The 11,951-nt window shown below is 65.6% G+C and carries 8 protein-coding genes and 1 pseudogene; 2 read left to right on the forward strand and 7 right to left on the reverse strand.

The genetic code is table 11. The annotated features are described in order from the left end of the window. Positions 1 to 141: 141 nt before the first annotated feature. The gene (locus OG199_RS45045) at positions 142 to 2,865 is read left to right on the forward strand and encodes an AAA family ATPase (protein WP_331728343.1); all 2,724 of its coding nucleotides are present in this window, start codon (positions 142 to 144) and stop codon (positions 2,863 to 2,865) included. A gap of 412 nt (positions 2,866 to 3,277) precedes the next feature. On the opposite strand, the gene OG199_RS45050 is transcribed toward OG199_RS45045, so the two are convergent. The 4 genes from OG199_RS45050 to OG199_RS45065 are packed head-to-tail and all read right to left on the reverse strand — an operon-like array spanning position 3,278 to position 6,945. Then, entirely contained in the window at positions 3,278 to 3,853 is a 576-nt protein-coding gene (locus OG199_RS45050) for an ATP/GTP-binding protein (RefSeq protein WP_331728346.1), read from the reverse strand. Beyond that, positions 3,834 to 4,232 carry a DUF742 domain-containing protein gene (locus OG199_RS45055; protein WP_331728349.1) on the reverse strand — a complete coding sequence of 133 codons (399 nt, stop codon included), beginning with the start codon at positions 4,230 to 4,232 and terminating at the stop codon, positions 3,834 to 3,836. The genes OG199_RS45050 and OG199_RS45055 overlap by 20 nt, the downstream gene beginning before the upstream one ends. Further along, complete coding sequence (locus tag OG199_RS45060) at positions 4,232 to 4,657, reverse strand: roadblock/LC7 domain-containing protein (protein ID WP_331728352.1); 426 nt, start codon at positions 4,655 to 4,657, stop codon at positions 4,232 to 4,234. The genes OG199_RS45055 and OG199_RS45060 overlap by 1 nt, the downstream gene beginning before the upstream one ends. After that, positions 4,657 to 6,945: a nitrate- and nitrite sensing domain-containing protein gene (locus tag OG199_RS45065; protein WP_405834994.1), complete on the reverse strand. Its 2,289-nt coding sequence runs from the start codon at positions 6,943 to 6,945 to the stop codon at positions 4,657 to 4,659. The genes OG199_RS45060 and OG199_RS45065 overlap by 1 nt, the downstream gene beginning before the upstream one ends. A gap of 380 nt (positions 6,946 to 7,325) precedes the next feature. Here OG199_RS45065 and OG199_RS45070 point away from each other — a divergent pair. Next, a pseudogene (locus tag OG199_RS45070) lies at positions 7,326 to 8,290 on the forward strand (ISAzo13 family transposase). Here OG199_RS45070 and OG199_RS45075 read toward each other — a convergent pair. From OG199_RS45075 to OG199_RS45085, 3 genes are all read right to left on the reverse strand, one after another. Further along, positions 8,247 to 9,038: an IS5 family transposase gene (locus OG199_RS45075; RefSeq protein ID WP_331728355.1), complete on the reverse strand. Its 792-nt coding sequence runs from the start codon at positions 9,036 to 9,038 to the stop codon at positions 8,247 to 8,249. The pseudogene OG199_RS45070 and the gene OG199_RS45075 overlap by 44 nt on opposite strands. Before the next feature lie 476 nt (positions 9,039 to 9,514). After that, on the reverse strand, positions 9,515 to 10,543 hold the full coding sequence (locus OG199_RS45080; RefSeq protein ID WP_331728360.1) for an alcohol dehydrogenase catalytic domain-containing protein: 1,029 nt from the start codon (positions 10,541 to 10,543) through the stop codon (positions 9,515 to 9,517). Positions 10,544 to 11,633: 1,090 nt separating this feature from the next. Next, positions 11,634 to 11,780, reverse strand: coding sequence for a hypothetical protein (locus OG199_RS45085; protein WP_405834996.1), 147 nt, complete (start codon positions 11,778 to 11,780; stop codon positions 11,634 to 11,636). Between the last annotated feature and the right edge of the window lie 171 nt (positions 11,781 to 11,951).

The raw sequence follows: 11,951 nt of genomic DNA on the forward strand, positions 1-11,951 counted from the left end.
TCACTGGAGGTGTGCCGTGACTACATTGTCGTAAGATGACGGAATCCGGCCTGCGGCACGAACTGTCCCAGCACACGGTTCAGGCCGCAGACTGCGTGACGACTGCCGCGCGTCCGGACAACTCGCGGGAGGTATGTGCACGTGATCGGGCGGGAAGCGGAATTCAGACGGCTGGCCGGCCTCGTTGATTCGGCGCGGCGGGGACAAGGGTCCTCGGTGCTCGTGTCCGGTGAAGCAGGCATCGGAAAGAGCCTGCTCGCGTCCGCAGTCGTCGAGGCGGCGTCTTCATCAGGTTTCGAGATCCTGTCGTGTCACGGCATCCGCGGTGCGGGCGCGGCCGGTTTCGAGGGATTGCACGAACTACTGCTTCCTCTGCTCGACCGCATCGACACACTGCCGCCGCGCCAGCACACAGCTCTCGACGTGGCGTTCGGGGCGGAGGGAGAACCGGCCGACCGCCTCATCACCGGGCTTGCCGCCTTCGGGCTGCTGGAGAAGGCCGCAGCGGCGAGTCCCCTCCTGGTGCTGATCGAGGACCTGCATTGGCTCGACCGGTCGACAGCCGAGATCGTCACGTTCCTCGCGGCCCGCATGGGCGTCATGCCGGCCCTGCTCGTGGCCACCACCCGAGCCGATCCCATGTACCCGGACCAGGAGTCGCGCTTCAAGCACCACGTGCCCCTGACGCCGCTCAGCGAGGAAGAGGCGCTGAGCCTGATCGACAGACACGCGCCTGCGATGGCGATGCCGCAACGGCATCGCCTGGTCGCGTACGCACGGGGCAACCCGCTCGCACTGACCGAGTGGTCGGCCGACCCGTCCTGGATGGAGGGACCACCTTCTGCCGAGCGCAGCCGTATCCCGATGGGTAAACGTCTGGAAAAATCGTTTCTGGCCGAGGTCGCCCTGTTGCCCCGGGCGACGCGGCGCGCCCTCCTCGTTGCCGCTGCCGGCGAGGACGCGAGCAGCTACGAAGTGATGGAGGCGGCCCGTAACCTGGGTCTGGACCAACGTGACTTCACGCCGGCCGAGAGCTTCGGACTGATCACAGTCACCGGTGGCACCTACCGGTTCCGTCACCCGCTGGTGGCTTCAGCGGTGTACGACAACGCCGACTTCGACGCACGGTCACGCGTGCACGCACAACTGGCGGCGGTCATGGTTGATCCCGCACGCGCCGTCCAGCACCGGGCTGCGGCAGTCGCCGGATGGAACGAGGAGGTCGCCGCCGAACTCGAGGAAGTCGCCGTGTCGACCGGCCGTCGGGGCGCCCTGGCCGAAGCAGCCGCCACCTGGCGACGCGCGGCCTCACTGACTCCGGTCGCAGCGGAGCGGGCGCGACGCACGGTGATGGCGGCCGAAGCCGCGCGGCAGGCGGGCGCGCCCGCCGAGGCCGCCGCCCTGCTCGCCGAGGCGATGCCAGTCGTTCATGACCAAGCGTCACTGGTGCAGTGCGCACGCACCGAACTGCTGATCGCCACCACCAGCACGGCGCTGCAAGGGCGCCGCGGTGACGAACTCGTCGCGCTGGCACGGACACTGACCGACCCGGCTGACAGAGTGGAGATCCTCATCTGGGCTGCGGTGCGAAGCTACCTGCACCAGGACTCCTCCGCTGAGATCAGGGCGGCCGTGGCCGACGAACTACGGCGACCCGATCTCGCCGTCACTGAGGAACAGCAGGTGCTTCAGGAAATCGGCCTTGCTTTGATCAGCGCCGCGGACCCCATCGCATCTGTCGAGAGGGCATTGTCGATCTTCCAGGGGCAGGTGCGCGATACGGACGCGACGCTGCTGAGCTGCCTCGCCTTCGCCGTCGAGGAAACCAACGACCTCACCGAGGCCGAACGTGTCTGGAGCACCGAGATCGACATATTCCACCGATCGGCACGGACGACCGACGAGACGATAGCCTTCTCCGGACGCGGAACCCTACGCATCACTGCCAACGCGATCGCCGCCGGCCTCGCCGACTCGGAGCACGCATTGCGCCTCAGCTCCGATCTCGGCCTATCGGCGATTGTTGGGGCCCTGGCCGCGGCGAACATCGCACGCGCACGCGCATGGCGAGGCGAACAGGAACTTGCGACCTCCGCTCTGCGTACCAGCGCCGAGTTGTCCGGACTGACCCCCGTCCCCAGGGTGGCGGCCACCGCATCTTGGGCGTCCGCTCAGGCAGCGGCGAACGAACACCGTCCGGACGAGGCGGTTGCGCACCTACTGAAGAGCATCGAGCATCCACCCATCGGTGTCTGGGCGGGCGGCGACCTCGCCGACGTGGCCGTGCGCGCCGGGCGACCGGAGGTGGTGCAGGGCTGGCTCGACATGGCCACGGCCGCTCTCGCATCCGGATACTCCGACCATCTCGCCATGCTCATCGAACGGTCGCTGGCGCTGTTGACGCCAGGCAGCGGGGCAAAGGAGCACTTCGAGCAGGCGATAAGATGCGGCGAGCAGAGCACCGCGTTCCTCGACCTGGCCAAGACCCGATTGTTCTTCGGGGAGTGGTTGCGGCGAGAGCGACGGATCATGGAGGCACGTGCCCAGCTCTCCGCGGCACTGAACGTTTTTGAGTCGCACCACGCAAAACCGCTCGCGCAGAGAGCGGCACAAGAGCTACGTGCTGCCGGCGGTGGAGAGCTGACCCCGTCGCCCCCGAACAGCTTGGATGCCGGGAGTGTGCTCACCGCTCAGGAACTGCACGTCGCTCAGCTGGCCGCCGAGGGGTATACGAACAAGCAGATCGCCGACCGGGTGTATCTCTCCCACCGCACCGTGGGAGTGCACCTGTACAACGCCTACGCGAAGCTGCAGATCAACCGGCGATCGCAGCTCGCCGCCGTCCTCGCGTCCGTGCCCGACTGACGCGGTGCGTGCCTCATGCCGGACCGGGTGTGTGACACGCGGACCGCCCTCGCCGGAATCATCTCGGACGTGTGCGACGCGCAACCCGCCAGGTGCCAGAGATGCGTCCCCGGTGTCCGGCTCCCGCCCAGGATGCGGCACCGCGCTAAAGGGGCCGGTCAGTGCCTTGTACACGGCTTCTTCTGGGCGAAGGTCGCTCCCAGGCGTCGCGGTGGTCTTCCGAGCCTCACCCCCGCTGTGCGGCATGGAAGCGGAAGCGGTCGGCACGGCGGACACGGGAGCGAGGTGCCGGAGGTGTGTGGGGGTCAGGGTGGGTACGGCGTAGAGGTCCGCCAGGTCGCCCGCTCCTCCTGCTCTGGGACCCTGATGCCTGACCAGAGAGGTCAGGCCGCCCCGGCGAGAAAGAGCGAGGCTAGTTCCGGCCACCCATGATGTGCTCGACGAGTATCACCAACGCATCCCGCCCCGCCCCCCGGTCGCGGGCGTCGCAGAACACCAACGGCACCTGCGCATCGAGATCGAGCGCCGCGCGGATCTCCTGCTCTGTCCGGTCTCTGATGCCGTCGAAACAGTTGACACCGACGACGAAGGGAATGCCGCGGCCCTCGAAGAAATCGATCGAGGCGAAGCTGATGTCCAGGCGGCGCGTGTCGACCAGGACGACTGCGCCCAATGCTCCGTGAACGAGGTCATTCCACATGAACCAGAAGCGTTCCTGCCCGGGGGTTCCGAACAAGTAGACAACGAGGTCTCGATTGATGGTGATACGTCCGAAGTCGAACGCGACCGTCGTGGTCGATTTTTCTCTCACGCCTTCCAAGTCGTCCACACCGACACTGACGCTGGTCAAGTACTCCTCGGTGCGGAGGGGAGCAAATTCGCTCACCGCTCCCACCATGGTCGACTTCCCCACACCGAATCCACCGGCGATGAGGATCTTTACCGCCAGGGGGGCCAGAATCCGCCGGTCAGATTCTGCGTAGTCCATCCCTCACCGCCTTGAGAATTGCAATGCTGGGAGCACCGCCTGCTTGCGTGTAGGCCAGTTGCGGCCGGATTCGCATCCAGCCGGCTTGGATCAGATCTCCGATGAGAATCTTGGTCAATGACACGGGTAGGGCCAGCGCGGCAGCGACTTCGGCCACTGCCGTGGGGCCTGTACAGAGAGTGAGGATGGTGCGGTGCTCGGGTTGCATTTTCCACGGGCCGTGCCGGATCTCCGAAGGGACGTCGGAAATCGCCGTCACCAGGGTGAGCAGCCTGAGGTTGTCCTGCTCCGGAAAGGTTCGTCCGCCGGTGACGGTAAAGGGACGGACCAGGGGCTCGTCGGCCTCAGCGCCGTCGAAGCCGTCCGTCCAATGCTTCATCAGTCTTGGCCGGCGTCATTGGTCAGCGAGGACCGCTCAGCGGTCCCCAACTTCTGACCCACCTGCTGTACCAGGGTATGCATCGCAACGGCCATCACCTCGGCGTCCACTTCTTGAGAAGCAACAACGGCCAGATGTGTTCCTTTGCCCGCAGAAGTGATGAAGAGCCATAGATCAGCCATTTCCACGATGACCTGATGAACCGACCCGCCCTGAAAGAGCTGCCCGACGCCGCGAGCCAGGCTCTGCTGGCCCGTGGCGATGGCCGCGAGGCGTTCGGCATCCGAGCGTTCGATGGTCTGGGACCGGCTGATCACCAGGCCGTCGTCGGACAGCACGATGGCGTGCCGTGTGCCCGTAACCTGATCGACCAGGGCATCCAGGAGCCAGTCCAGGTCCGCATCCGTGGCGGTGCTTCGGTACATCATCCTTGATCTTCCATCATTGGGATATTTCGCTCGGACACTTCGTGCGCATGGTGCTGAAGGGCGTCGGCGGCACTACGGGCCCGACGGGACTCCCGCTGGAGCACGCCGATCGTGGCACTGGATCGGTTGCTCTGCTCGTGTACCGGCGGCGGCTGCCGGTTCGTCTGTTCAGCGGCAGAAGCCGGCGCCTTGAGCTCGGTGACCAGGCTGGCCTGACGCACTCGCTGAGGCAGCGGCTGATGCTGATTACCCGAGAGCGGAGGTGTGTCGTCCGTCTCCTTGGATCCGGCAGTGGGGGACGCGACGACTGCTGGGGGGCTCGGGCTTCGATGAGAAGCCGTGGGGCCCTCGGATACCTCTTGGGCGACAGTCTCCGGCTCGGGCTGTGTGGCGGGTCGGTCCACCACCAGCGGCTTCGGGAGCAGGACGATGACACGGGTGCCGCCGAACGCCGACGGCCGCAGCTCCACTCGGATCCCCTGGGCCGCGGAGAGCCGGGCAACCACGTACAGGCCCAGACGCGCATCGTCGGCGTGGGTCAACACGTCGAGTTGCGGCGGCGACTCTATGAGGGCGTTGGCGGCGGCATACTGCTCAAGCTCCATACCGAGGCCGCGGTCCTCGATCTCCACCGTGACGCCCCGGCTGACCGCTGCGACCCTGACGTCCACAGGTGTTGGCGGCTTGGAGAAGGCCGTGGCATTCTCCATCAGTTCCGCGAGGATGTGGATCAAGGAACCCACGGCTCCCGCAGCCACCCAGGTCTCGTCCTGGACCTCGAGCGAAATGCGGCGGTAGTCCGGAACCTCGCCTTGTGCAGCGCGCAACACTTCGAGCAGGCGCACCGGCTTGCGCCAGCGGCGCTGAGGCTGACCACCAGCGAGAATCACCAGGCTCTCCTCATAACGGCGCAGCCGAGCAGTGAGGTGGTCGAGGTCGAACAGGCCCTCCAGCACCGCGGGGTCCTCGTGCTTGCGTTCCAACTGGTCCAGTTTCCTCATCTGAAGGCCGATGAGGATCTGAGTACGGCGCGCGACGCGTTGGAGCAGCCGCTCGAAGCCACGGTGCTGATCGGCCTGACGCGCCGCGGCGGAAACAGCGCTGCGCATGGCCAGGTTGAGTGCCTGCGCGAGCTCCCCGAGTTCGTCTGGGGTGGGCTCGATCAGTCGTACTTCCGCGTCCACTTCGATGCCCTCGCCGCGCCCCAGCCGGGCGATCGCGTCCGGCAGCCGTTCCTGCAGATCCTGGGCCACCTCGCGCAGTTCGCGGATACGGCGACGCAGGATGGAGGTGAGGCGCCAACTGGTGACGAGGATCAGGCCTACAGCGAGTACTCCTACGGCGCTGATGCTGATGAGGACGGCGAGGATCCTGTCGGCGCTCTTGGTGGCGGCACTGCTGGCGTTGTCGCTCTGGAGGCGCAGGATGTGCAGCAGCTGCGAGGTGAGCGCATCAACCGACGAGCGCCACTCGGCACCCGCCCTGGGGAGCGTCACCTGGTTGGTGTCGGCACTCGTCCGAGCGCCGATCAGTTGTCTCTCCAGGTTCGCTCGGGTCTGCCACGGCTGACTGGCCGTCATTGATCGATACAGGCCTGCCTCCTCGTCGGGGAGGCTGGGACCCACCCGCTCCCGCAGCAGGTACTGGCCGGTGCTGATCGAGTCGACGACACGGCCGTATTCATCGCTCGTCAGGTACCCCGTTCTCCATCCGTGGGTCAGAAGCGCGTCTTCGCGACCGATCATGTCGACGGATGCCAAGAGGTCGACCAGCGTGTGCCTCATGGCAATCACATCGGGCTTGCCGTCGTGGGTGAGCTCATCGAAGACGCCGACTATTGACTCAAGGATGCCGCTGTAGTAGAGGAACGCGCTGTCTTTGCTGGACGAGCCGATGTCCGCTCCCCGACGCTGCTGGGTGAGGGAGTCGAGACTGTGTCCAGTCCGTGCCACGGCTTTGGCCAACCCGTGCCGCGTATTGCCGGTGTCCCAGACTGCGGTGTTCCAGGTTTCCAGCGGACGAAAGGCACTCACAGCCCGGTCAGTCGCCGCGCGTTGCTTGGCCAGTTCCTCCTTGACGACAGAGCCGGGGTTGGCCTGCGCCTCCTCAGTGAGCCGGCGTTCCCGCTCGAGGCTGACGAACAACCCGGTGGCAGAGGCTCCGATGTCGTGGGCCTGACCCGCCTCGGTCTTCTCCTTCTGCCACACGGTGAAGAGTTGAAGGACGCCGGAACCCAACAGTGGGACCAGGGTCACCGTGGGTACGAGCACTACGACGACCAGCACCGTACGCAGGGGAAGTCGGCGGGAAGCCGCCACTGGCCGCGATCGGCTCCGACTCGGTGCCGATGGCCCCTTCAGGTCCCGCGTCCCTCCAGCTCTCCGTCGCTCGGCCCTGCCAAATACCTTCACAACCAGGCCCTTCCTCGCCGCCCGTGCTCTGACGAAACCCTCGCCCAGCGGCTGGCGATGCAGACTGATGGTAGCCACCAGACAGTTTCAGCCAAAGGATCATCGAAAGGTTGCCCTATTGCGCTCATGGCGATGCCCTTTCGTGCAACCAGAAACGGAGTGATTGCTTGAACGGGCCTTGACCCAAGGCCGGGTAGTTAGGGCTTGCCGGGAAACAAGCCGTCGCTTCCGGCTCCGAGGCTCGTTGCCATGGTATGGGGAGTCCGGAGGGGATCGAGGCGGCCCTGGCCGCCAAGTTCGCGACGCTGTTTCCGCATCTCGACGAGCGGCAGCGGCGGCTGGCCATAGGAGCAGAAGCACGGTCGCTGGGCCATGGAGGCATCAGGCTCGTCGCTCGTGCGGCCGGAGTCCGGGAGGGCACCGTGTCGTGCGGTGTGACGGAACTGGAGTCCGGCGATGCGTCGTTGGGGCGGGTGCGCCGCACCGGTGGGGGCCGCAAGCGTGCGGTGGACCTGGATCCGGGCCTTCGGCCCGCGTTGCTGGCCTTGGTGGAACCGGATGTACGCGGGGACCCGATGTCGCCGCTGCGATGGACGACGAAGTCGACCCGGCAACTGGCTGCCGAGCTGACCCGGCAGGGGCACCGGGTCTCGGCGGACACCGTGGCGGCCGTGCTGCGCGAGGAGGGCTTCAGTCTCCAGGGCAACGCCAAGACCATCGAAGGTGCCCAACACTCGGACCGCGATGCACAGTTCCGCTATATCAACGACCAGGCCAAGGACTTCCAGGCCGCCGGAGACCCGGTGATCAGCGTGGACACCAAGAAGAAGGAGTTGGTCGGCAACTACAAGAACGCCGGCCACGAGTGGCATCGTAAAGGTGACCCGGTCCGGGTTCACACCCACGACTTTCCCGATGCCGATCTGGGCAAGGTGATCCCATACGGGATCTACGACCTGGCCGCGGACACGGGCTGGGTCACGTCGGCACCGACCACGACACTGCAGCCTTCGCCGTCGCCTCCGTCCGCCGCTGGTGGCACGCGGTCGGGCGCGACACCTACCCGCGCTCGCACCGTCTGCTGATCACCGCGGACGCGGGCGGCTCCAACGGCTACCGCACCCGGGCCTGGAAGTTCGAGCTGGCCGCGCTGGCTGTCGAGACCGGCCTGGAGATCACCGTGTGTCACTTTCCTCCGGGCACATCTTGCGGGTCATGAGCATAGTGGCCGAGAAGTGGATGAACGCTTCGCTGCTGGCGGGTAGCGTCTCGTAGTCCCGGGCCAGACGCCTCGTGCGCAACAGCCATCCCAGAGTTCGTTCCACCACCCACCGTCTAGGCAGTACCACGAACCCCTTCATGTCGTCGCTCCGCTTGACGATCTGCAGGGTGAGCTGGAGTTGCTCCTTCGCCCAGTCGACCAGGACGCCCGTGTAGCCGCCGTCGGCCCATACCAGGTTGATCTTCCTAAACCGCACCCGCAGCCGGGGCAGCATGATGCGGGCGGCCTGCCGGTCGGTGACGTCCGCGGCGGTCACCAGCACCATGAGCAGCAGGCCGAGGCAGTCCGTGATGACGTGCCTGCGCCTGCCGTTGATCTTCTTCCCGCCGTCGTAGCCGCGCGTGGCGGACGGCACCGAGGCGGCGCCCTTCACCGACTGCGAGTCGATGATCGCCGCACTCGGCTCCGTCTGACGGCCCTCGGCCTCACGGACCTTCCCGCGCAGCCGGTCGTGCAACTCCTTGACCAGGCCGTTCTCCCTCCACCTGCGGAAGAAGGCATACACGCGGTCCCAAGCAGGGAAATCGGCAGGAACCGAGCGCCACTTGATCCCGTTGTCGGTGACGTAGAAAACCGCATCCAGCATCTGTCGGTGACAGTAGCCCTCCGGCTGCCCGCCCCGGCCCTCCAGCCACGCCGGCACTGGCAGCGCGTCACGCACCACCGCCCACTCCGCATCCGTCATGTCCGACGGATACCGCCGTACCCTCTCGGGCCGGTCGGCCGCGTTCCCGAACCGGTGAGCGAGGCAATCGCACACCGACACGCGGAAGTTGGACGGGACGAGAGCGGTCACGCAAGACTGGAACAACAGGGCCTCCTGATACTCGAGTGGCGTCGCAACCCCGAGCTACCAAGGGGCCCTGTTCTCATGCATCCACCCGGCCAAGATCACCCGACCAGGCACCCTGTTCGACCAGAACCGTCCTCATGATCGATAGGAATACGGCTTCTGATGCCATGGCCGATTCGCTGGCCCGGGCCCTTACCGAGATAGTCGAACACCCAAACCCCGCCCGACGGCACCGCACCTGCCCCCGTGCCGTTAAACGCCATCGCCTCAGCCCGCATCGCATCAAATACCCCGGTGACACCAACAATCGACACCACGGACCACCCAGCCTGCAACTCGGAAACTCAGCTATCTAAGTAGCATTGCCATCAGACCCGGAGCGCTTCAGTCGTGAGGACAATGCGGAAGCGGGCTTGGTTGTTCATCATGCGCGTGTAGGCGGTGGTTGCTTGCTCGAGGGGTGTTTCCTCGATGTAGGGGCGTACTCCGGTCAGGGCCGCGAAGTGCAGGGTGTCCTCGACGTCGGCGGCGGTGCCAGCGGGCAGGCCGATGACGGTTTTCGTTTGGTCGATGAGTTGCAGGGGGCTGATCTTCATGGGGTCGGGGTCGACTCCCATGACGACGAGCGCGCCGTTGGTTCCCAGGCCGTCGATGGCGGCTGCCATCGTGGCGGAGTGACCGGCGGTGGCGATGACGGCGCGGGCACCGCCCAGGGCTTGCAGGGCGGCGCCCATGTCCTGAGCCGTGGAGTCGATGTAGTGGTGGGCTCCGAGTTCCCGGGCCAGTTCGCCCTTTTCCGTTCCTCGAGCGATCGCGACCGTTTCGAAGCCCATCTTCACCGCGAACTGCACACCGAGATGTCCCAGACCGCCCAGTCCAAGGACAGCCACCAGGTCTCCCGGTCCTGCACCGCTGTGGCGAAGGCCGTTGAACGTGGTCACCCCCGCGCAGGCCATGGGTGCCGCCACCGCTGAACCGAGGCTGTCCGGAATACGTGCCAGCCCTGTGGCAGGCACGATCACGGCCTCGGCGTAGCCGCCTGGGTAGGCCCAGCCCGGTACCTGGAGGTTGTCGCAGTGGATGAAGTCGCCCCTGCGGCAGGCGATGCAGTGGCCACAGTAGCCTCCGCACCAGCCGACAGCCACGCGGTCACCCTGCTGCCAGCCCTCCACATACTCACCGGTCGCGTCGACGCGACCGGCAATCTCGTGGCCGGGGGTCATCGGAAACGCCAGACCAGGCATCTGCCCGTTGACCATCTGTGAATCAGTGTGGCAAACACCGCACGCCTCAACAGCGATACGCACCTGGAGCGGTCCAGGGTCAGGCACCTCACGCTGGTCCACGCGCAGCGCACCACCCGCCTCATCCACGAACACTGAGCGAATCAAAGCCATACGGCGGCCTCCAGCGGCAGAAACAGCAACACGAACGGCACCCCAGGCGAATTCCGGCTGCACACAGCGGCACGCTTTCACATGCCAATGAAACTATGGGATTGCAACGCGGCTACCAGGTCATGCGGGGCCCGAAAGTTCATCCGTCCGCCCGCGCGACTCCGGTCGTGTCAGCGGCGACATGCGCAGGCCAGGCCATTACCACCGCAGGCCTCCTGCAGGCTTTCTGCTTATACTCCGTGGACAGCTTGCGGTCATGCCCGCCTCACGGGCGTACTACGACCGCACGCGGGCCCGGTGAACCTCTCACCTGGAGGTTCTGGCCCGGCATGCCCGCGGTGTCACCGCGCACGTTCTCGCGGCGTTTTTCCGAAGAGACAGGCTATGCGCCGATGCAGTGAGCGTTGCGCGCTCACTGCATCGGCTTTGCCCGTGGCTACTGGAGTACGCAGCGCTGAGTGTCGATCAGACCGCCACCGACGTCGGTCTTGGTACCGCTCAGAACCTGCGGCTCGAATGTGTCACATTTGCTTTCCGTTCCGAGCGTACGTGGCTCTGGCTGGAAAGATACGAAGTTTACCTGTATGAGTCCTGATCGCGCAGGCCTGTCGCTCCGGTATCGGGATTCGTGCTGAATGCGTCGAGAATCGAATTTCTAACCTTGGCGTCCGTGCCGCCTCGACCTGCGGGACAAACCTGACGTCTAAAACCATAAGGAGATCTTCCCAGACCTGTTGCCGGACCGGTCCGGGGTAGGTGATGCGAGCGGAGCGAGTGGGCGCAGCGGGGGCATTCGCGGAAAAAATCTGCCACCCCGTATCGCTCGAATCCACCCACTCGCCACGGCAATAGGATATCAACAGCACGGTTCGAAATACATACGACAATCGATTGTGCCTGGGGGTAAATTTCATGAGCAGACCGGAAACTGAAGGCGACGGGCTGGCTTATTTTCCGGCGCACCATTCAGAACGCTATCGGCAAGGCCGGAAAGGATCCGAAGGCGCCCTGTGGAACCGACAGCTGCCACGGCAGGAGACAGTTCCGTATTCCGCACCGACCGCATCACGGGCTTGTCACTGCGTGGGCGCTACTGGGGAGAGTTGCTGTCCTGGGGCGGCGACTTGCGGGGGCGGCCGCGGGGTTTGGGGGCGGGCCAGTGCTCGGTGAGCACGGCGAGGAAGCCGTCAGGGTCGGCGTCCAGGGCGCGGAGGCAGGCGGTTATGAAGGCTTGCATCTCCTTGCCCCGGTCGGAGAGCGCGGTTGAAGCGCGCGCTTTGAGGTCCGCTGGCGGGCGCACGGTGAGACCCGGCTCTCTGTGTCTGCTGACCATACGAACACCCTCCCATAAATGGCTTGCCACTTTCACGGCACTTGCTAATTGAAAAGTGACCAGCCATTTATGGGA

Origin of the sequence: Streptomyces sp. NBC_01176, from assembly GCF_045039825.1 — a bacterium.
Taxonomy (GTDB): domain Bacteria; phylum Actinomycetota; class Actinomycetes; order Streptomycetales; family Streptomycetaceae; genus Streptomyces.